The 20,704-nt window shown below is 33.5% G+C and carries 22 protein-coding genes and 1 pseudogene; 17 read left to right on the top strand and 6 right to left on the bottom strand.

What is annotated here, in order from left to right; genetic code table 11:
* Window positions 1–295: 295 nt before the first annotated feature.
* Together MKY70_RS18225 and colA are read left to right on the top strand one after the other, a co-directional pair.
* Window positions 296–973 carry an MgtC/SapB family protein gene (locus MKY70_RS18225; RefSeq protein ID WP_341025454.1) on the top strand — a complete coding sequence of 226 codons (678 nt, stop codon included), beginning with the start codon at window positions 296–298 and terminating at the stop codon, window positions 971–973.
* Window positions 974–1,176: 203 nt separating this feature from the next.
* Window positions 1,177–4,092: a collagenase ColA gene (colA, locus tag MKY70_RS18220; protein ID WP_341025452.1), complete on the top strand. Its 2,916-nt coding sequence runs from the start codon at window positions 1,177–1,179 to the stop codon at window positions 4,090–4,092.
* Window positions 4,093–4,127: 35 nt separating this feature from the next.
* Here the strand turns inward: colA and MKY70_RS18215 are convergent, their stop codons facing one another.
* Window positions 4,128–4,631 carry a GNAT family N-acetyltransferase gene (locus MKY70_RS18215; protein ID WP_341025450.1) on the bottom strand — a complete coding sequence of 168 codons (504 nt, stop codon included), beginning with the start codon at window positions 4,629–4,631 and terminating at the stop codon, window positions 4,128–4,130.
* Window positions 4,632–4,885: 254 nt separating this feature from the next.
* Here MKY70_RS18215 and MKY70_RS18210 point away from each other — a divergent pair, with 254 nt between their 5' ends.
* From MKY70_RS18210 to MKY70_RS18185, 6 genes are all read left to right on the top strand, one after another.
* Window positions 4,886–5,284, top strand: coding sequence for a DUF2871 family protein (locus tag MKY70_RS18210; protein WP_002146401.1), 399 nt, complete (start codon window positions 4,886–4,888; stop codon window positions 5,282–5,284).
* A gap of 137 nt (window positions 5,285–5,421) precedes the next feature.
* On the top strand, window positions 5,422–6,813 hold the full coding sequence (locus MKY70_RS18205; protein WP_088031021.1) for an FAD-binding oxidoreductase: 1,392 nt from the start codon (window positions 5,422–5,424) through the stop codon (window positions 6,811–6,813).
* Between the two features lie 6 nt (window positions 6,814–6,819).
* The gene (locus tag MKY70_RS18200; protein WP_002146404.1) at window positions 6,820–7,167 is read left to right on the top strand and encodes a DUF4260 domain-containing protein; all 348 of its coding nucleotides are present in this window, start codon (window positions 6,820–6,822) and stop codon (window positions 7,165–7,167) included.
* Between the two features lie 24 nt (window positions 7,168–7,191).
* Window positions 7,192–7,728: a GrpB family protein gene (locus tag MKY70_RS18195; protein WP_088031020.1), complete on the top strand. Its 537-nt coding sequence runs from the start codon at window positions 7,192–7,194 to the stop codon at window positions 7,726–7,728.
* 212 nt (window positions 7,729–7,940) lie between these two features.
* Window positions 7,941–8,546 (top strand): FMN-binding negative transcriptional regulator, encoded by a 606-nt coding sequence (locus MKY70_RS18190; RefSeq protein ID WP_088031019.1) that lies wholly within the window; start codon window positions 7,941–7,943, stop codon window positions 8,544–8,546.
* A 212-nt stretch (window positions 8,547–8,758) separates the two neighbouring features.
* Entirely contained in the window at window positions 8,759–8,968 is a 210-nt protein-coding gene (locus MKY70_RS18185) for a hypothetical protein (protein WP_088031119.1), read from the top strand.
* A gap of 46 nt (window positions 8,969–9,014) precedes the next feature.
* Here the strand turns inward: MKY70_RS18185 and MKY70_RS18180 are convergent, their stop codons facing one another.
* From MKY70_RS18180 to MKY70_RS18160, 5 genes are all read right to left on the bottom strand, one after another.
* Window positions 9,015–9,203: a Phr family secreted Rap phosphatase inhibitor gene (locus MKY70_RS18180; RefSeq protein WP_088031018.1), complete on the bottom strand. Its 189-nt coding sequence runs from the start codon at window positions 9,201–9,203 to the stop codon at window positions 9,015–9,017.
* Window positions 9,200–10,294, bottom strand: a complete 1,095-nt coding sequence (locus tag MKY70_RS18175; protein ID WP_088031017.1) for a response regulator aspartate phosphatase — start codon at window positions 10,292–10,294, stop codon at window positions 9,200–9,202. The genes MKY70_RS18180 and MKY70_RS18175 overlap by 4 nt, the downstream gene beginning before the upstream one ends.
* 275 nt (window positions 10,295–10,569) lie before the next feature.
* The gene (locus MKY70_RS18170) at window positions 10,570–12,036 is read right to left on the bottom strand and encodes a protein adenylyltransferase SelO (RefSeq protein WP_088031016.1); all 1,467 of its coding nucleotides are present in this window, start codon (window positions 12,034–12,036) and stop codon (window positions 10,570–10,572) included.
* Between the two features lie 177 nt (window positions 12,037–12,213).
* Window positions 12,214–13,212: an NADP-dependent oxidoreductase gene (locus MKY70_RS18165; protein WP_088031015.1), complete on the bottom strand. Its 999-nt coding sequence runs from the start codon at window positions 13,210–13,212 to the stop codon at window positions 12,214–12,216.
* A gap of 18 nt (window positions 13,213–13,230) precedes the next feature.
* Window positions 13,231–13,575: an ArsR/SmtB family transcription factor gene (locus MKY70_RS18160; protein WP_088031014.1), complete on the bottom strand. Its 345-nt coding sequence runs from the start codon at window positions 13,573–13,575 to the stop codon at window positions 13,231–13,233.
* A 517-nt stretch (window positions 13,576–14,092) separates the two neighbouring features.
* On the opposite strand from MKY70_RS18160, the gene MKY70_RS18155 reads away from it, so the two are divergent.
* From MKY70_RS18155 to MKY70_RS18115, 9 genes and pseudogenes are all read left to right on the top strand, one after another.
* Window positions 14,093–15,712 (top strand): FAD-dependent oxidoreductase, encoded by a 1,620-nt coding sequence (locus MKY70_RS18155; protein ID WP_341025447.1) that lies wholly within the window; start codon window positions 14,093–14,095, stop codon window positions 15,710–15,712.
* 245 nt (window positions 15,713–15,957) lie between these two features.
* Window positions 15,958–16,761: a hypothetical protein gene (locus MKY70_RS18150; protein WP_341025446.1), complete on the top strand. Its 804-nt coding sequence runs from the start codon at window positions 15,958–15,960 to the stop codon at window positions 16,759–16,761.
* Window positions 16,758–17,753, top strand: a complete 996-nt coding sequence (locus tag MKY70_RS18145) for a WXG100 family type VII secretion target (RefSeq protein WP_088031010.1) — start codon at window positions 16,758–16,760, stop codon at window positions 17,751–17,753. Before MKY70_RS18150 ends, MKY70_RS18145 begins: the two co-directional genes overlap by 4 nt.
* 16 nt (window positions 17,754–17,769) lie before the next feature.
* The gene (locus MKY70_RS18140; RefSeq protein ID WP_113769616.1) at window positions 17,770–18,420 is read left to right on the top strand and encodes a hypothetical protein; all 651 of its coding nucleotides are present in this window, start codon (window positions 17,770–17,772) and stop codon (window positions 18,418–18,420) included.
* A 31-nt stretch (window positions 18,421–18,451) separates the two neighbouring features.
* Window positions 18,452–18,715 carry a DUF4176 domain-containing protein gene (locus MKY70_RS18135; protein WP_088031121.1) on the top strand — a complete coding sequence of 88 codons (264 nt, stop codon included), beginning with the start codon at window positions 18,452–18,454 and terminating at the stop codon, window positions 18,713–18,715.
* Window positions 18,716–18,846: 131 nt separating this feature from the next.
* Window positions 18,847–18,957: pseudogene (locus MKY70_RS18130) on the top strand (type VII secretion protein); the annotation flags it as partial.
* Window positions 18,958–18,973: 16 nt separating this feature from the next.
* On the top strand, window positions 18,974–19,627 hold the full coding sequence (locus tag MKY70_RS18125) for a hypothetical protein (protein WP_341025444.1): 654 nt from the start codon (window positions 18,974–18,976) through the stop codon (window positions 19,625–19,627).
* Complete coding sequence (locus MKY70_RS18120) at window positions 19,602–20,393, top strand: hypothetical protein (RefSeq protein ID WP_341025443.1); 792 nt, start codon at window positions 19,602–19,604, stop codon at window positions 20,391–20,393. Before MKY70_RS18125 ends, MKY70_RS18120 begins: the two co-directional genes overlap by 26 nt.
* Window positions 20,390–20,653 (top strand): DUF4176 domain-containing protein, encoded by a 264-nt coding sequence (locus MKY70_RS18115; RefSeq protein WP_001088077.1) that lies wholly within the window; start codon window positions 20,390–20,392, stop codon window positions 20,651–20,653. The genes MKY70_RS18120 and MKY70_RS18115 overlap by 4 nt, the downstream gene beginning before the upstream one ends.
* Window positions 20,654–20,704 lie beyond the last annotated feature (51 nt).

The following is a 20,704-nucleotide window of genomic DNA, read 5'->3' as shown; positions in this document are numbered from 1 at the left end:
ATTTATGTTTTATTTCACAAAAATTACGGTATAAAGTGAAAGCGTTTTCTAACTTTCTCAACCTCATTTTATGCAATTCATATGCCATTTTTAACTGAAAATAAGTTAGACGTTGAACTTTAACGGTTTTTTGTATGAGAAGTAGGTTATTTTATTTATGTTAATATTTTAAATATTAACATAAAATCCCTGGAATATTAAATGTATTTTAATAAAATGCTTTTATATCGATGGATAGATGCATGTGATAATTTTTGTTTTATCTCTCTATAATGAATAAAAGGGGGAAGTGCTCGTGAGCTTACATATTGATTTTATTATACGAATCGGTGTTGCTGGTTTGTTAGGGGCGATAATCGGTATTGAAAGGGAAATTCGCTCAAAAGAAGCTGGATTAAAAACACATTTCCTAGTAGCGGTAGGAAGTGCTTTAATAATGGTTGTTTCGAAATATGCCTTTTCAGATATTGTATTTAAAGAACATATGGTTCTTGATCCGAGCCGGATTGCAGCGCAAGTTGTTAGTGGAGTGGGGTTTTTAGGTGCAGGGACAATCATTATTCAAAAGCAGGCAGTGAAAGGGTTAACGACAGCGGCAGGTTTATGGGCTACAGCAGGAATTGGATTAGCAATTGGAGCAGGTATGTATGTAGTAGGGATTGGAGCGATGATTCTCGTTTTAATTGGCTTAGAGATTGTAAGTCGTATTTTTAAGGTGCAATTTTTATTTCCGCAAAATATAACATTGCAAATTTGTATGAATAAACACGAAGCGTTACAACAAATAGTAGAGACGCTACAAGTGAAAGGCATTCCGATACTTTCATATGAAGTTGATGTTTTACAGCAAGAAGCGGGAAAAATCTATAAAGTAGGAATGCAACTAAAAAATATATCGTCAGAAGAAAAGAATGCATTTATTCAGCATATGCAAACATTGCCGGAAATTACGTTTATAAAGTTAAAATCATAGTGTTGAAATAGAGGATAGATGTAGCAGGAATTTCGCTATTATCTATCTTTTTTTGATATAAAATTCACATAAAGTCAAGTGTTAATTTTGCGCGGTATGGATACATGTGTGAACGTTCCCTTCTTTTTTCTCAATACAGAATAAATAGTCAGAATAGTAAAATAATGGAGCGGGACACTAAAAAATGTAAGGTAGGGGAGAGCATGAAAGGCTATTCAAAAAAAGTTTTAGTAGGGGTAAGTTTTGCTAGTTTAATGTTAGGGAGTTTTCAAGGAAGCATATTGGCGAAAGATACTAAGGGAGAGCAAGTTTCATATCGAAATGTGCTAAAAATGGAGCCGGTTGGTGTACAACTGCCAGTGCAAGAGTTAGCTCATTCATCGAAAGTATTAGAAAGCAAGTCTTTTGAGAAAAGGCTACAATTTGCTGATTTATCGCAAAGACCACCTGAAGTAAAAAAGGAAAGTAAGCAATTAGCTGTAGCCAAAACATATACAATTGCTGAATTAAATCAATTAAGCAATCAGCAGTTAGTAGAGTTACTTGTAACAATCGATTGGGAGCAAATTACGGGGCTATTTCAGTTTAATAAGGACAGCCTTGCATTCTATCAAAATGATAGTAGGATGCAGGCGATTATTGATAAATTGAAGCAGCAAGGACAAGCTTATACGAAAGATGATTCAAAAGGGATTGAGACTTTAGTAGAGGTATTACGCTCTGGATTTTATTTAGGTTTTTATAATGCAGAATTAAGTAAACTTAATGAGCGGAGCTATCATGATAAATGCTTACCTGCATTAAAAATGATTGCGAACAATCCAAATTTCAGCCTCGGTACGTTAGAACAAAATAAAGTTGTATCATCATATGGGAAATTAATAGGAAATGCTTCGAGTGATGTGGAAATGATAACATCGGCTGCAAAGATTTTTAAGCAATATAATGATAATTTTTCTACATTGGTAGATAATCTTTCAGCTGGAAATGCGATTTACGATATTATGCAAGGTGTTGATTACGATATTCAATCGTATTTGTACGATACGAGAAAAGCACCGAAAGATACAGTATGGTACCAAAAAATAGATAGTTATATTAATGAGTTAAGTAGATTTGCGTTAATGGGAACGATTACAGAGAAAAACGGATGGCTTATTAATAATGGCATTTATTATACAGGTAGACTCGGCACATTCCATAGTACAGGGACAAAAGGATTACAAGTTGTAACAGATGCGATGAAAATCTATCCTTATTTAGGTGAGCAATATTTCGTAGCAGCTGAGCAAATTACGACGAATTATGGCGGGAAAGATGCAAACGGTAACGTTGTTAATTTAGATCAAATACGAGAAGATGGGAAGAAAAAGTATTTGCCGAAAACGTATACGTTTGATGATGGTGCAATTGTTTTAAAAGCGGGAGATAAAGTGACTGAGGAGAAAGTTAAACGTTTATATTGGGCAGCAAAAGAAGTGAAGGCACAATTCCATCGTACGGTTGAAAGTGACCAACCGTTAGAAAAAGGAAATCCAGATGATGTATTAACGATGGTTATTTATAATAGCCCGGCTGAATATCAATTTAATCGTCAATTGTACGGGTATGAAACGAATAACGGCGGTCTTTATATAGAAGGAACAGGTACGTTCTTTACTTATGAACGTACGCCAGAAGAAAGTATTTATAGTTTAGAAGAATTGTTCCGACATGAATTCACGCATTATTTACAAGGTAGATATGAAGTGCCAGGACTTTGGGGACAAGGTAAGATGTATGAGAATGAGAGATTATCTTGGTTTGAAGAAGGGAATGCTGAGTTTTTTGCAGGTGCAACGAGAACGGACAACGTCGTTCCAAGAAAGAGTATTATAGGAGGACTATCTTCGAATCCCGCAGAACGTTATACCGCAGAGCGAACGTTAAATGCAAAGTATGGAACGTGGGATTTCTATAATTATTCCTTTGCTTTACAATCGTATATGTACAATAAGAGATACGATATGTTTGATAAAGTTCATGATCTTATTAGGAAAAATGATGTAACAGCATATGATGCATATCGCTCTGCTTTAAGTAAAGATGCGAATTTAAATAAAGAGTATCAAGACTATATGCAAATGTTAGTAGACAACCGTGAGAAATATAATGTTCCGTTAGTGTCAGATGATTATTTAGCAACTCATGCACCGAAACCAGTTTCAGATATTGCCGCAGAAATTACAGCGGAAGCAAAATTAAGTAATGTATCAGTAAAGAAAAATAAATCACAATTCTTTAATACATTTACACTGCAAGGAACATATACAGGAACTTCTGCAAAAGGAGAATATGAAGACTGGAAAACAATTACGCAAAATGTAAATGATACGTTAAAACGTTTAAGTGCAAAAGAATGGACAGGCTATAAAACAGTAACAGCTTACTTCGTGAATTACCGTGTAAATGCATCAGGGCAATTTGAATATGATGTTGTGTTCCACGGTATTAATACAGAAGAAGGTGCAGTGAATAAAGCGCCGGTCGCGGTTATAAATGGTCCGTATAGCGGACATACGAATGAAGTAATCTCGTTTAAAAGTGATGGATCAAAAGATGAAGATGGGAAAATTATTTCTTATAAATGGGAGTTCGGTGATGGTACTGTAAGTAATGAACAAAATCCAACTCACGTTTATACAAAAGAAGGAACTTATACAGCAAAATTAACAGTAACAGACGATAAAGGAGCAGCTACTAGTGCTACAACGAGCGTAACAGTTCAAAAGAAAGAAGATAACAGTGTAGAAAAAGAGCCAAATAATTCATTCCAAACGGCGAATAAACTGCAGTTAAATCAAGTTTTACGTGCAAGTTTAGGAAACGGGGATACAAGTGATTTCTTTGAAATAAATATAGAAACTGCGAAAAACCTTCAAATTAATGTAACGAAGGAAAATAATATTGGAGTAAACTGGGTTCTTTATTCAGAAGCAGATTTAAATAATTATGTTACGTATGCACAGCAACAAGGAAATAAATTAGTAGGTAGTTACTATACGTATCCAGGGAAGTACTATTTACATGTATACCAGTATGGTGGTGGAACAGGGAATTATACGGTAGAAGTGAAGTGAAAAAAAGGGTCGCCATTCATGGCGACCCTTTTTTGTTATGCGTTATACCCGAATAATTTTAGATCTTCTCCTGAGTCTGAAATTATTTTTTCGAATCGCAATCCTACTTTTTCTAACAGCGTGCCTGAAGCGACATTATCTATAGAAGTAATTGCTACAATTCGTTTCAGTCCGAGCTTTTGTACACCGTATTCGATTACTGCAGCAGCTGATTCATAGCCGTATCCTTTCGAACGGAATTTTTCTAAAAAGGCAAAGCCGATATCAACATCTTCTAATGAATCTCTTTTAATAAGGCCGCACATACCAATTGGTGTGAGATCTTCTTTTCGTTCAACTAAGTAAAGACCAAAGCCCATTTTATTATACATATCGACGGGTCCATTTAAGATGTATTTTTTTGCATCTTCTAAGTTTTTAATGCCTTTATCACCAATAAATTGAATCCATGCAGGATCATTTACTAATTCAAGAATAAACGGAGCATCTTTTACATCGAGCCAGCGAAGAGTGAGTCTTTCAGTTTCAAGAACTATCAATCTATTGCACCACCTTTAAAAGTTATAACAATTAGTATGGATTGTGCGAAATAAAAGTGCAAGTTATTTTAATTGAGAGTTACTGTTCACATAAAGTTCGATTGTTTTGTATAAAAGGATATTTTATAATTAAGATTGATTGTAAAGAGTGAGATACTTATACAATGACTCCTAGGAAACTAGGAGTTTTTACTATATAACTATCATTATTACTAAATATGACGCACTACACATTCTACTTAAGGAGGTACATAATGAAGAAATTATATAACGCATCGTTTACGTATTTAATTATTGGTTTACTATCAGGAATATTCGCTAGGGAGTATGGGAAATTTAAAGGAATACTAGGATCTACACTATTAAATCTTTTGCATACACATACGTTAGTACTTGGCTTTTTCTTCTTTTTAATTGCTTTAGGATTAGCGAAAGTATTCGCTTTTCATGAAGTGAAAGGGTTTAATAAATGGTTTGTTTTACATAATATCGCATTAACTTTAATGTTAGGATCGCTGGCAGCGAGAGGACTTCTTCAACTAAATGGAGCGGACTTTAAAGGGTTAACTTATATTGTAGGGTTCTCTCATTCTCTGATGGCATTTACTTTAGTTTGGTTTATGATTTTATTGAAAAAATCGTCTAAAATATAGTTTTAAAAAAGAACTTGTAGGGAATACTGCAAGTTCTTTTTTTGTGTATCAAATTTTATAAATTTAACTATTCTGATTATTTCGTATAAAAATGGTATAATTAATGTAAAGTAAATAATATAAAAGGAGAGTATGTAATGGAAATAACAATTGAGCGTTTAGTAAATGAATTAAAGGATGTACTTCCTGAAGATCAAGTAGTGGTTAATAAGACAGTAAGAGAGTTACATAGTAAAGATGAATCTTACCATAACAGTAGTTTACCTGATGTAGTTGTTTTTCCAAAAACGATGGAAGAGGTTAGAGCAATAATGAAAGTAGCGAGTGAGCATAAAAAACCTGTCATTCCATTTGGAGTAGGTTCTAGTTTAGAAGGTCATATAATTCCTTATGAAAAGGGGATTACAGTTGATTTTTCATTAATGAACAAAATACTTGAAATAAGAGAGAAAGATTTTCTTGTGAAAGTACAACCAGGAGTGACTCGTTCTCAGCTCAATAAAGAATTGAAAAAGTACGGTTTGTTTTTTAGTGTAGATCCAGGTGCAGATGCAACGTTAGGTGGAATGGCTGCTACGAATGCAAGCGGAACGACAGCGGTGAGATATGGAGTTATGCGTGATCAAGTTCGTGATTTAGAGGTGGTACTTGCTGATGGACAAGTGATACATACTGGAAATTTAGCGGCGAAGTCATCATCAGGTTATCATTTAAATGGTATTTTCGTAGGGTCAGAGGGCACGCTTGGATGCTTTACAGAGCTAACATTAAAAGTATACGGCATACCAGAACATGTTATGGCTGCGAGAGCATCGTTTCCAACTATAAATGATGCGGTAGAAGCTGTTATTAATATACTGCAAGCTGGTATTCCAATTGCGAGAATAGAGCTTGTTGATGAACTATCTATGAAACAAGTAAATCATTATAACGAAACGAATTACAGAGAAGAACCAACACTGTTTTTAGAGTTTCACGGAAATGAAGCGGGATTAACGCAAGATATCGAGTTTACGAAGGAAATTGTTTTTGATCATAAATGTAAAGAAGTTGCTTTTGAAACTGAAACTGCGGCAAGAAATAAATTATGGGATGCAAGACATAACTTAGCTTATTCTTACGTTCATAGTTACCCTGGTAAAAAGCTAATGAGTACAGATGTATGTGTGCCAATTTCAGAGTTAGCTGGCGCGATTCAAAATGCGAAAGAGACGTTAGATAAGGTGGGCCTTGTTGGTGGTATTCTTGGCCATGTAGGAGACGGGAATTTTCACGTGCTCTTAATGATTGATCCAAATGATAAAGATGAAGTGAAAAAAGCGGACGAAATAAATGAAAGTATTGTACTGTATGCTCTTAAGCGTGGCGGAACTTGTACAGGAGAGCATGGCGTTGGAATAGGAAAGCAGAAGTATCAAGAAGAAGAACATGGTGCGGCATTATTGGTAATGGAGAAAATAAAGAAAGCTCTTGATCCGCAAAATATTTTAAATCCGAATAAAGTTTTCAAGCTAACAGATAAGGAATGATGAATTTTGGAGAAACGAATTATACACTTTGAAGGATTGGTCGTCTTATTAGCTGCGATTTATATATATGCATTATGTGGATTTAGTTGGTTATTATTTATCGTATTACTTTTTGCACCTGATTTAGCAATGGTGGCGTACGCTATTAACAAACGTGTTGGTGCACAAATTTATAATCTATTTCACACATATATCATATCAATATTACTTGTTTTAATAGGGGTCTATTTAAAGGTGGATACGATTTTAATGATTGGTTTAATATGGACAGCACATATTGGAATGGATCGAATGCTTGGGTATGGATTGAAGTATGAAACTGATTTTAAGGATACGCATATTCAGAGGTTATAAAAGTGATTTAAGAAGGGTGGTCAATTGAAACAATTTATTACTATTGAGAAATATAATACACAATGGGAAAGTGAATTTTGTAAATTACAGACGTTGATTAATAACGTAATGGGAGAACTCATTTTTTCTATAGAGCACGTTGGGAGTACATCTGTTAAAGGTCTTGCTTCTAAACCGATATTAGATGTCGATGTTGTAATAGAAGATTATGATGTTTTTCCAAAAGTAATAAAGAGGCTTGAACAGATAGGTTATTTTCACCAAGAAGAGTGGAGTTTTAAGGGGAGAGAAGCCTTTGGGAGAAAGGGTCAATATGTTCCGAGGGATGGGAAGAATACAATTTGGATGGAACATCATTTATATGTATGCGATAAGAATAGTGAAGAGTTAAGAAGACATGTAGCGTTTCGTGAGTATCTTCGTGGAAATCCAAACGTTGTTATTGAATATGGGAAGTTAAAGAAAGAGTTAGCAGAAACGGCGGAAAATCGCTTAAGTTATAGCTTAGGCAAAACGGAATTTATTGAATATGTATTAGAAAAAGCTATGAAGGATAGTTGAATAGAAGAGTTTGTATCAATACGAAAATAGACTAAGGTGGCAGAAATCATATAATGCCACCTATTATTTTTGAAACAAAGGTTTTACTATATGTACTGACCTTATAAAACAATTATCATCTGTCCCTGCCCAATAATAAATTTCATAAATATAATGAGAAATAAGAAGATAAGAAAAGAAAAGAAAAGAAAAGAAAAGAAAAGAGGGAGCTTATGTACATACCAAAATATTTCGCAATACAAGATGAAGAGATGAAGTACGAAATAATTGAACAAAATAGCTTTGCGACATTATTTTCTCAACATAACGGGGAACCATATGCAACGCATTTACCGTTGTTATTAAATAGGGAGACTCTAACTTTACATGGCCATTTCGCACGTCCGAATGAACAGTGGAAAGATAGTGGGAATCAACAAGTACTCGCTATATTCCAAGGGCCACATAGTTACATCTCGCCGTCATGGTATGAAACAAACAATGCAGTGCCAACATGGAACTATGTTGCAGTACATGTATATGGAGAGTTGGAAATTGTTGAAGATGAACAGGAATTAATAGATTCTCTTCAAGATTTAGTACATAAATATGAAGATCCACAGAGCACCTACTCACTTAATGATGTAGACCCGAATTATATGGGAGGATTAAGTAAGGGAATAGTTGGGTTTAAAATAAAGATAAATAAAATAGAAGGAAAAGCGAAGTTAAGTCAAAATCATTCTGTGCAAAGACGGAAATTAGTTGTGGAGGGACTTGAGAAAGTTGGTAGTGAAGGAAGTAGGGGGATTGCAGAATTGATGAAGGAAATAGAGTGAGAGAGAGAATTCATGTGAAATAAAGGGATGGTTCTATTTTTGTAGAAATATATTTTACTTAAAAAACTGCCTCCGTAGCTCTAGAAGGGAAGAGCGCCGGTTCGAATCCCGCCGTGGGTATATAGAAAACCGTATATTAAGAAGTAGCTTGTCTTTGTTATACTCATTTAATGGTAAAATTAAGGTTAATATATTTTATAGGGGGAAACAAACTGGAAGTGCTTTTAGTAGCCACTTTTTCAGCTATTATCATAATGATGACCGTTTTTGTTATAACAAAGGCTTGTTTTACGGGGTACAAGAGGAATGATATATCATTTCGGAATTTTATTTTTTTATCAAGTGTTTCAATTATGATAGGCTGTTTAGTGTTATTTGTACTACCATTTGGCTATGAAAAAATATTCGATTACATTAACTAAATAAGTGCATTTAAAAAGACCTTCTTAATTGAAGGTCTTTCATTTTTTAAAGTGCTTTTTCAGCTGTTGTTGTGTTGTAGTCTTTACTTACGTCAACGGATTGAACAAAGTCAGGTCTTTGTGGTGCCGGGAAATCCGCATGGCCTGCTTGATATGTAAATGAACTATTGAGACCGATAGATACAATACTTAGAACAGATAACCCTAAAACGATAGAACTAATTTTTTTTATCATTTTAATGCCCCTTTCTCAAATGTTTTTTCTTTTGCTTGTAACGCTTTATGAAAATACTCACTTGCTTTTATATGATTATTTTCATCGTAAAGTTTAATGGCTAACTTTTCTGAATATTCTTGAGTGTAGTTATATAAAGATTCTTTGTCGAAATACGTAATTCCTTCAAGAATAATTTTTTCTAAGTCTTCAGTTGACTCGTTATTGTTAAGGGACTCTAAAATTTTAAAGTGAAGCATATATTCTTCATTCTTAAGTTCTGTACAAATTTTCAATCCTTTTTTAATAAATTCTGAAGCGATATTTATTTCACCAAGTTTAGAATGTTCTCTTGCTTGTAAGAAAATTGCTTTAAAATGTGTCGGCATTTTTGTTGTCACTTCAGATAGATGACGAATAGCTAATGTCGATAAGTTTTGGTTAGCATATAGCCATCCTAAGTTATTACGCACTCTTAATAGTAATGATTCTTCATCCTGTTTCTGTAAAATATTGATTGCTGAATTATATTTTTCCTCTGCTTGCTCGTATTGTTTTAAATATACAAATGCTGCACCTAATACGCTTTCACAAGAGGCGACGTTCTTTTCATACCCTACAGCTTTTATGAAGAATTCTTTCGCTTTGGTTGCATATTCAATAGCTTCAATTGGCTGGTAAAAGTGATAATGGAAAATAGCCATTCGATAATTAAATTCACCTTTTTCTAGATCATCAATGGCATTTAGCAGTAGTGTTCCAGCCTTTTCATAATGTTCACTTGCTAAATTATAACTTGTTGTTAAAGTAGCATGAATAGCTTTAAATAAATGATAGTAGTAAGAAAGTGAATGGTTAGATGAGATTGCATAAGAATCTATCTTATCAAAACTATGTTTTGAAATGCTTAAACTATCTGCTAAAACTTTAAATCGAAAGTCTAGTAATGAATGATATAATGCTAAGTTTGCATCTTCTTCAAAGTTTAGTTCCTTTTCCTCAATTTCATGCTTTAAATTCGTTGCCTGTGAAACATCTTGCTTTAGCATAGCTAAATACCAATCATTAAATAGTTTTGTAATTTGTTCATTACCTTGTAGTTGAACGTTCATGAAATCCCCTCACTTTTCGAATATTCTTATAAAACATATTATCAAAAATAACAATATTTAGAAATGGGGTTTTATATTTCTCAATATTTGTTTAGTGGATTTATTATTAAACAAATTGGAATAAAGTTAGTTTTGTTCTTTAGTTTAAGGGAGGGGAGTGTGGAATATAGTAAGGATAACTATAAGATGCTTCAGTCTGTCTTTTTAAAAGGGAAGTGTATAAAAAAGGTGTGTTCATACAATTTGTATGAACACACCTTTTTTATGTTAAATAATCACGTCCCGCAAAAAGTCCTATAAGGGCGATTCGACGGCGCTGGAGGCATGCAGTAATCCGCTTGTTCTTGAGAATATTCATAAGGATTTGCTAAAGCTTGAAGAAGTTTCTCCATTACGCTATAGTCTCCATTTTTAACAGCTGCTTCTAGTGCTTCTTCTACTTTGTGGTTTCGAGGGATGATTACTGGGTTGTTATTTTTCATTAATTTGTATGCATCATCTTTCGATTCTTTTTGTCTTTCTAACCGAGATTGCCATAGCTCGTACCATTCTTTAAATTCAGGACTTTCAAATAAAGGTGCATTTTCTAATGTAGTGTCAGTTAATGCACGGAATGTATTTGTATAATCTGCTTTATATTTTTCCATTGCTTTTAAAAGTTTCTCAATAAGTGATTGATCTTGCTCTTCATTGCTAAATAGTCCTAATTTCTTCTTCATTCCGAGGAACCAATTGTTTTCGTACTGCACGCTAAATTTTGAAATTTCATCTTGGGCAATTTTTAGCGCTGCTTCTTCATCTTCGTGTAGAATCGGCATTAAAGATTCAGCTAATCGTGCAAGGTCCCATGCAGCCATATACGGCTGATTTCCATATGCGTAGCGGCCCTTTACATCAATAGAGCTAAATACTGTTCCTTGGTCATAATTATCCATAAAGGCACAAGGACCGTAATCAATCGTTTCACCGCTAATCGTTATATTGTCAGTGTTCATTACGCCGTGAATGAAGCCGACGAGTTGCCATTTTGCGATAAGGCTTGCTTGTCTCTTAATGACTTCTTGTAGTAGTGCGACATATGGATTTTCAGTAGATTCAACCTCTGGATAATGTCTCTTTATCGTATAATCAGCTAAAGCTATGAGATCCTCGATTGATCCGCGAGCTGCAGCATATTGGAATGTTCCAACGCGTATATGACTGCTTGCAACTCTAGTTAAAATAGCTCCAGGTAACTTCGTTTCGCGATAGATTGGTTCGCCAGTTGAGACTACTGCTAAACTGCGAGTAGTTGGAATATCAAGCGCGTACATCGCTTCACTAATAATATACTCACGTAGCATTGGACCGAGTGCAGCACGACCATCACCGCGGCGTGAATATGGAGTTGGACCGGAACCTTTCAATTGAATATCAAACCGTTCGCCTGAAGGAGTAATTTGTTCTCCAATTAAAAGGGCACGACCATCTCCTAACATGTTGAAATGACCAAATTGGTGCCCAGCATACGCTTGAGCTAGTGGATGAGCTCCTTCTGGAATAGTATTACCAGCTAAAATGGCGATTTCAGCGTCCTTTTTTAGTTCCTCAGGATTAAAGCCAAGAGATATTGCTAAAGAATTATTTAGTTTAATTAACTCCGGTGAGTGTACAGGAGTTGGGGGGATTTCTGTATAAAATGATTGTGGTAAAGTCGTATAACTATTATCTAAATTCCAACCTGCTTCATTATTTTTAGTCATTTTATCTCCTCCTTGTTTATTTTTTTATTATGTATTTGTACGTATGTATTCTTTGTAAAATTAGCTAAAAGTATAATATGATATTTCCCCTTGAAATCTATTGTAAGGACTTCATTGCACTATGTCTATTTAACAGCAAATAATAAAACTCCATTTTTAAAAAATGGAGTTTTATTATTATTTGATTTTTACAATTATCTTTCCTTTTGCTCTTCCGGACTCTGAATATTCCATTGCTTTTTGAGCATCTTCAAAAGGAAAAACTCGATCAATTATAGGTTGGATTTTTCCAGATTCAATATAGTTTGCAATTATACGTAATTGATCCCCACTTGGCTTCATAAATAAAAACGAATATTGTGCATTATGCTTCTTTTCAAGCGCAGTAAGTTTTTTGCTTGCTAATGAAAATAAGAGTGTTTTGAAAAATCCTGAACCATATTCTTTAGCAAATCGGGCATTCGGCATCCCTGAAACGGAAACGATGTTACCGCCGCTTTTTATAATATTGAATGATTTTTCAAGTGTCGTACCGCCGATTGTATCAAATACCGCATCATAATTTTTTAGTATATCTTCAAATTTTTCTGTTTTGTAATTAATAATTTCATCTGCACCAAGAGACTTTACTAAGTTCGCACCAGCTTCACTAGCGGTCGTTGCAACAGTAGCACCCATTATTTTTGCTAACTGAATTGCAAAAGTACCAACACCACCCGATCCAGCGTGAATTAAAATCTTTTGTCCTTTTTGTAAGTGCATGATGTCATGTAATGCTTGGTATGATGTTAAGCCAACAAGTGGAATGGACGCGGCTTCCTCAAAACTTAAATTTTTAGGTTTTAAGGCTATATCATCCTCATGAATGGCTATATATTCCGCAAAAGTACCGATCTTATCTTTTCTTGGACGTGCATATATTTCATCACCAACTTTAAAACGAGTCACTTTTGTACCGACTTTTACAATGACACCAGAAAAGTCATTACCAAGAATAAGGGGCATTTTATATTTAAGTAGCAACTTCACTTTTCCGTCGCGTATTTTAAAATCAATGGGGTTAATGCTAGCTGCATGAATTTCTGCGAGCACCTCATACTCATTTATGTCAGGGGTGGGCATCTCTGTCATACGCATTGGAACTTTCCCATACTTATCAATCACCATTGCTCTCATTTCTTATACCTCCAAATTTCAATAAAAGTTTTGCAGTAGCTTCTCAATATCTAATACAAGATTTTTTAATAATCCTAATTTTGTACGTATGTCAATATAATAAAAGTTCTTTGTACCTTCTTTACGCATTAAAATAATACCAGCTTCTCGTAAAATCTTAAGGTGATGTGATACTGCTGGTCGAGAAAGGTGTGTTTGTTTAGTGATTTCTCCAACACGTAATCCAGTTTGACATTCTGTTTTCATTAGAACTAACAAAATAGCTTGACGTGTTTCATCGCCAATTGCTAATAATACTTTTTGAGAATCAATAAAATCTTTTTTTATAACATTTAATTGTTCTTGTTTATTCATTTCAATCACTTTACCTCCAATAAATTAGTCGAAAGGTTTAAGATGATGAACCATTGTATCGATACGGTAATGCTACATGATTGTTGTATGAGCTGCAATATTGGGAAAGAAAATCGAGACGAATGGAATTTTATGTGTTGAAAATGGTAGGGGATAGAAAAGGGTTACATACCAGAATGGATGAAGTTTTAAAAATAGAAAATGATTTAATAATACGTTGTTTACAGATGATAAAGGGTAAGGATTTTTTTAAAAAATAAGCGGTCGTAACCCTGTATAATTTATAGGGTTATGACCGCTTATAATGTTTTTATTATTTTGGTGTCTACTAAAGTGAGTTCTTTAGTTTTACTCTTTCATACACGCATAATTCAGGCGGACTATAGATGTATGAAAAAGTAAAAGTAATTTGGGGCGTAATCTATCTATATGATAATTTAAAATGAAATATAAGTCTATATCTTTGTTGTTTTTTTGATTATATTTATGTCACTGAGCTCAGAACAATGATGTGGAGGGGAAATATATGAAATCGAATTATATACCAGTTTTAATTGTTGGAGGAGGATTATCAGGATTAGCATCTGCTTTATTCCTTGCAAAACATAAAATTGATTATTTACTGATTGAAAGGCACCCGACTACTGCAATTCATCCAAAAGCAGGTGGAATCACTTTTCGTACGATGGAGTTATTTCGAGAATTAGGTTTAGAACAAAGAATTAAATCAGCGGGTAAAGCATTAGAAAATTGCCGAGGAAGAATAGCAGTTCATACAATAGCTGAGGCGGAAAAGGAAGAATTGGCAAAAATGAGGACCGCTCAGTATGGAAACGATGAAAAGTTACTTCAAAAAATAGAAGAGATTAGTCCATCAAAACAAACGGCTTGTTATCAAATTACTTTAGAAGAGATGATGTTACTAGAAGCGAAAACATTAGGTGGGCAACTATCTTATTATCATGAATTAGTTTCATTTGAACAAAAGGAAAACGGAGTAATAGCAACGATTCGAGATCGTGACACGGAAAAAGAGAGCGTTGTTCATTGTGACTATGTAATTGCAGCAGATGGAGCGAAAAGTAAAATACGTGAGCAGCTAGGGATAAGTACCGAGGGGCGAGGTACAATCGGTGGCTATTATATGAATATTTATTTTGAAGCTGATTTAAGTGAGTTTATACAAGGAGATGCATTTGGTTTTTCTATGGTACTTCATCCGGAGGTTCTTGGTGCGCTCATTCCAGTCGATAACGTAAGAAAATGGATTTATCATGTAGCTTATGATCCAATAAAAGGGGAACGATTAGAGGATTTCTCTATAGAACGCTGTAAACAAATTATTCAAACAGCAATTGGAAGTACAAATGTTGAACCAGAAATATTAAGTGTTTTACCGTGGGAAGCGAGTGAAAGTACAGCGGTAAAATTTCAAGATAATCGCACTTTTTTAGTTGGTGATTCTGCACATATTATGCCGCCAACAGGGGGATTTGGTTCAAATACAGGAATACAAGATGCGCATAATTTAGCTTGGAAATTAGCTGCTGTTATAAAAGGGAAAGCAAAGCCAAAATTGCTAGAAACATATCATGAAGAGAGATATCCAGTTGCAAAATTAACCACGGATTATGCGAGTAGTTTATTATTTCGTGCTGCGAATAGAGAGGTAGGCAGTTTGAATAATATGGACGGCTTAGCTGTAACTGCTGGGTATCAGTATTGTTCACAAGCGATTATAGATAAATGCACTATTCCACATAGAATGGATATCGTAGAGTTTAACGGAAGACCTGGCACGCGAGCACCACACTTTTGGGGAACGTATGATGGAAAAGAAGTTTCGATACTTGATTTATTAGGTAACGATTTTGTGTTATTTACTGGAGTAGAAAATAGTGCTTGGGCCAAAGGTGTACATGATGTTTCATCTAAGCTAAGAGTAAATATAAAAGTGTATCGCGTTGGTTTAAGTGGAGACTTTATTACTCAAGAAGATGTTTTTAATGAAATATATGGGATGGAGAATGGAGGAGCTGTATTAATTAGACCAGATGGCTTTATAGGATGGCGTTCGGAAAAAGAGGTAGTAAATCCAGATGTAGTGCTTGGAGAGGTAATGGATAATTTATTAGGTGACTTTTAAGTAACTACGGAAGTATTGTCCTATATGGGACAATACTTCTATTTTTTTAGCTTACAAAATAAAAATTATGTAGTGAAGAGACATTATTATTATAAAAATATATTTGAATTAATCCCCTTTCTTTTTGTTTTTATTAGAATTTTTTTAGTTTTTAGTTTTAAGTGTTGACTATTACTAGATTGGACCATTTTTTTATTGTATTATATTTCTTAGGGATTACATATTACGCTAGGGAGTGGGACTATTTGACTATTGAACCTCCTATTTTATCAAATAAAGAAGTATATGTATTAACTGGTATGTTTGACCGTGAAACTATGATTGGAATTGAGAACCCCTTTGAAAATTGGTCAGATGAAGAAATAGACAAAGAATTAGATGTAATGCACGAGAATTGGACAAACGAAGAACTGCTCATAATAAAAGAAGATGAAACATTATGCAACAAACAACTTTTAGAATATTTTCGCATTTGTTTAACTACAGGATTTGTTATTGAAGTACAGATAAGTAAAAACAGCGCTTTAGAAAAAAACATTTTCTATTTTAGTGAAAAAAAAGTTATACAAAATGTAATAACAGATGATAACGGTGATAAACAATGTACATTTAAAGAATGCGGGACACCAGATGTAGCTTGGCAATTTATATATCAAGCATTACAGCCTAAAAATACTTTTTCTCGTCCAAATTATACATTTAAAATCCCTTCTTCTGCATATAAAGAAAACATTTTAAATCAATCAAACAAGCAATTAGTAGATTACTTGAAACTTTACTTAGATAATGAAGCTTCCTTAGAGTTAGCAAACATTATACATAATCGTGAAGAGTTAAATACTGTTCAAGTTCATTATTATATAAAGGACTCATGGTCTACAGACTGTATTCAGTTTTTATATAGTCAAAACCAATATTGGCTAATCCAAAAAGTTTTAGATAATGAGCAAACACAAACGAATTTTATTTGCCTTGATACCTTTACAATTACTGAAGAGATAAAGAAAATGGTACTTTATCTTAAATCATTAGGCGGTGAAACAAGGTGAGCGGTGAAATTAAGGTTACTCCTGACCATTTAAGGAAACTGGCTTCTAATATAGAACAAACAGCTCATGAGCTATCTGAAACATATCAACGTATCAATCAGCAGTTATTTGATCTACCTTTCCAAATATCTGGAAGAGATGCTGTGTTAAATCAATCCCAATACGCAGGATCCATGTTAGCTACTATAACGACCGTTTTAAAAGAACATAGTGATTCATTAAGAAAAGCTGCTGATCGTTTTAAGAAGGCTGATCAACAAGAAGTTTCATTTGGAGAAGAAGCAATTGATATAAATTGGTTTGCACCGTTTGGTGGCGATATTGGTGATTGGAAAGATAACCCTGCAGGGTCTTCATTTACTTTACTGGGTACCGTAACGGAAGGTGCAGCTGCCTACAAATTGGCATCTTTACATAATAAAGGCTTGCGTGTAACACCCTACACAGATAGAAAAGGAAAAGAAATGGTAAGATTTCAAAATCGCACCGTACTAAAGGATAAAAATGGACTTAATGTGATAAGGCGTACAAAATTACCTTTAGCCGAAGTAAAGCAAATAGACGATGTAAAAAGGCATGTTTTATCACCAAAAGGATTTCTTAAAGACTCATTGAAATTAAAAACAAATGCTTTAGGCTATGCAGCTATAGGGTGGGATGTAATTAATGATACAAAGGAAAATATTGAAAATAAAGCGTCAAAAACTAAGATAGCTGGTGATATTATTGGTGATGCAGCAATTGGGGTTGGTACAACTGCTGTAAGTGCCTTTGCGGGAGCTCAAGTAGGTGCAGCTGTTGGAACTGTTTTTGGAGGTCCAATCGGAACTGTTGTTGGAGCTTGTTTTGGCTTTGGTGTTTCTATAGGAGCTAGTATAATAACAGATGGAATTAAGTTTAACAAAGGTGATTGGAATCATGATGGTAAACAGGATTCGATAAAAGATAGAGTTAAATCTGGAATCGGAGCAACTTTAGATAAAATTTTTTAGTTTTTGGGAGATTAATATGGAAAAATACCACGGAAAAAGCACAGAACAAATTATTCGGAAATTGATGCCTTACAGTGTTAGATCGAGTGTCATTATGGTGTGGGTAGTTATTAATTTTATGATTTTAACCCCATTTTTATTTCCTCCAACCTTTACTATATACTTATATATAATTTTACCTTTTCTTTTGACTGCTAATATATGGGGGGGATGGGTATTTTTTTGTAAACCAAATGAGCCAAGGTTGGTACACATTTTATATAATGGATTTATGGGAATAACTTTTTCTTTTGGAAGCTTTATAGTGATTCAAAAGATTGCATATACCTTTATTAAAATTGAAACACCTCTGTTTTTTATTGTTACTTTTGTGCTTTACATTTTTACAATTTATAAATTAATTTCTATTGGAATGAAAAGTTTTTTAAGGCGATTAAACAATGAAGAAAATGACAATATAAAAATTTCTCCAATTGTTTATTTATCAGGATTGGGATATATTATTGGACAAATATGTGTAGGTACATTATCACAAAATGCTTTAGCGACGGTCTTAATTTTAGTCTTTTCTTTATTGGCTGTTGTGTCTAGTATATATGGCGTATACATATGTGTATATATTGATTTAAAGAAGCGGGAAACCAAGCTAGATTCCTTAAATTCTTAAAAAAAACAATTAATAAGGAGGAGGCCATACAATGAATTCGCAACTTTTTCCTATAGGCTCTATTGTAATTTTAAAAGAAGGTACAAAGAAAATCATGATTTTTGGGCGGAAACAACAAGTAGAAACGGATGAGGTAAGAAAATTCGATTATATGGGATGTCCTTATCCAGAAGGCTATATTAATCCAGATTTCACTTATTTATTTAATCATGATGATATTCAAGAAGTTGTTTCAACTGGATATGAAGATCAGGAAGAGCGTACTTTCCAAGAAAATGTATTGTCTAAAATATAATAAGAAATAATGTAAAAAAACTGTTTTAACAAGCAGTTTTTTTTTACATTATTTCTTATTAGTGATGCAACAAATGGAACCTTTATTGGAATGAAATAAGCTTGGTTGTTTTTATAGAAATTAATATATAAACTGATGGAATCAAATTTAACAAAGGTGATTGGAATCATGATGGTACACAGGATTCGATAAAAGATAGAGTTAAATCTGGAATCGGAGCAGCTTTAGATAAAATTTTTTAGTTTTTGGGAGATTAATATGGAAAAATACCACGGAAAAAGCACAGAACAAATTATTCAGAAATTGATGCCTGACAGTGTAAGATCGAGTGTCGTTATGGTGTGGGTAGTTATTAATTTTATGATTTTAACCCCATTTTTATTTCCTCCAACCTTTACTATATACTTATATATAATTTTCCCTTTTCTTTTTACTGCTAATATATGGGGGGTATGGGTATTTTTTTGTAAACCAAATGAGCCAAGGTTGGTACACATTTTATATAATGGATTTATGGGAATAACTTTTTCTTTTGGAAGCTTTATAGTGATTCAAAAGATTGCATATACCTTTATTAAAATTGAAACACCTCTGTTTTTTATTGTTACTTTTGTGCTTTACATTTTTACAATTTATAAATTAATTTCTATTGGAATGAAAAGTTTTTTAAGGCGATTAAACAATGAAGAAAATGACAATATAAAAATTTCTCCAATTGTTTATTTATCAGGATTGGGATATATTATTGGACAGATATGTGTAGGTACATTATCACAAAATGGTTTAGCGACGGTCTTAATTTTAGTCTTTTCTTTATTGGCTGTTGTGTTTAGTATATCTGGAGCGTGTATATGGGTATATGTTGATTTGAAGAGGAATGAAATGGATGGGATGCATAATGGACAAATATAATGGAAACAACATAGTTGATTGTATGCGAATATTAATACCATTTGATATAAGGAATGTTGTAGGGGCCTTTGTGTGGGTTATCATGAATTTTATGCTACTTATCATTTTATTCATATTTCCACCGTACAATATATACTCTTACGTAGCTTTACCATTTTATGTGATATGTAATCTATGGGGGATTTGGGTTTCCTTTTATAAGCCTCGGCAGCCTCAATTGCAACATTTACTATATTCTGGATTTGTTTCGTTAAGTATTTCATTTTGTAGTTTTATAGCTGTGCAAAAGTTAGCTTACGAATTCGTAAAAATAGAGTCACCTTTATTTTTTATTCTATCGCTTATTGCATATAGTTTAATTGTTTATAAATCTGAATTATTCTGGATTAAATATTTTACAGCCCGCTTAAGGGGGACAACTGATCAAGATGTGAAAATTCCTAAAATTGTATATTTTTCGGGTTTAGGTTATATGATTGGTCAAGTTATTATTGGGATTTTGAGCCAAAAAGCTATGGCGATTGTGATAATCGTTATTTTTTCATTTATTTCAGTTGTTTTCCTAGCGCTAAGTACACATTTGTATTTTTACTTTGATTTCAAAAAACAATGTATTGCTTCAGGACATTTAAAAAAATTACATTCTCAAAAGAAGCCTAGATTGTCAAGGAAGGAAAGGAGACAATCCACGGCTGCTTCGGGACATGTAAATATACCCTATTCTCAAAAGAAACCTAAACTTACAAGAAAGGAGAAAAGACAATGAATTCGCAACTTTTTCCTATAGGTTCTATTGTAATTTTAAAAGAAGGTACAAAGAAACTCATGATTTTTGGGAGGAAACAACAAGTAGAAACGGATGAGGTAAGGAAGTTCGATTATATGGGGTGTCCTTATCCAGAAGGCTATATGAATCCAGATTTCACATATTTATTTAACCATGATGATATTCAAGAAGTTGTTTCAACAGGATATGAAGATCAAGAAGAACGTACTTTCCAAGAAAATGTATTGTCTAAAATATAATAAGAAATAATGTGAAAAAACTGTTTAAATAAGCAGTTTTTTTTACATTAT

Source organism: Bacillus sp. FSL R9-9492, from assembly GCF_038007365.1.
Taxonomy (GTDB): domain Bacteria; phylum Bacillota; class Bacilli; order Bacillales; family Bacillaceae_G; genus Bacillus_A; species Bacillus_A mycoides.
Note: the sequence above shows the minus strand (reverse complement) of the source record. Positions and strands in the feature narration are given on the sequence as shown.

What these genes read in the sequence shown, in the direction of transcription:
- colA (WP_341025452.1), top strand. Translation starts at nt 1,177, where the DNA reads ATGAAAGGCTATTCAAAAAAAGTTTTAGTAGGGGTAAGTTTTGCTAGT.
- MKY70_RS18210 (WP_002146401.1), top strand. Translation starts at nt 4,886, where the DNA reads ATGAAGAAATTATATAACGCATCGTTTACGTATTTAATTATTGGTTTA.
- MKY70_RS18205 (WP_088031021.1), top strand. Translation starts at nt 5,422, where the DNA reads ATGGAAATAACAATTGAGCGTTTAGTAAATGAATTAAAGGATGTACTT.
- MKY70_RS18190 (WP_088031019.1), top strand. Translation starts at nt 7,941, where the DNA reads ATGTACATACCAAAATATTTCGCAATACAAGATGAAGAGATGAAGTAC.
- MKY70_RS18180 (WP_088031018.1), bottom strand. Translation starts at nt 9,203, where the DNA reads ATGATAAAAAAAATTAGTTCTATCGTTTTAGGGTTATCTGTTCTAAGT.
- MKY70_RS18175 (WP_088031017.1), bottom strand. Translation starts at nt 10,294, where the DNA reads ATGAACGTTCAACTACAAGGTAATGAACAAATTACAAAACTATTTAAT.
- MKY70_RS18170 (WP_088031016.1), bottom strand. Translation starts at nt 12,036, where the DNA reads ATGACTAAAAATAATGAAGCAGGTTGGAATTTAGATAATAGTTATACG.
- MKY70_RS18165 (WP_088031015.1), bottom strand. Translation starts at nt 13,212, where the DNA reads ATGAGAGCAATGGTGATTGATAAGTATGGGAAAGTTCCAATGCGTATG.
- MKY70_RS18155 (WP_341025447.1), top strand. Translation starts at nt 14,093, where the DNA reads ATGAAATCGAATTATATACCAGTTTTAATTGTTGGAGGAGGATTATCA.
- MKY70_RS18140 (WP_113769616.1), top strand. Translation starts at nt 17,770, where the DNA reads ATGGAAAAATACCACGGAAAAAGCACAGAACAAATTATTCGGAAATTG.
- MKY70_RS18135 (WP_088031121.1), top strand. Translation starts at nt 18,452, where the DNA reads ATGAATTCGCAACTTTTTCCTATAGGCTCTATTGTAATTTTAAAAGAA.
- MKY70_RS18125 (WP_341025444.1), top strand. Translation starts at nt 18,974, where the DNA reads ATGGAAAAATACCACGGAAAAAGCACAGAACAAATTATTCAGAAATTG.
- MKY70_RS18120 (WP_341025443.1), top strand. Translation starts at nt 19,602, where the DNA reads ATGGGATGCATAATGGACAAATATAATGGAAACAACATAGTTGATTGT.
- MKY70_RS18115 (WP_001088077.1), top strand. Translation starts at nt 20,390, where the DNA reads ATGAATTCGCAACTTTTTCCTATAGGTTCTATTGTAATTTTAAAAGAA.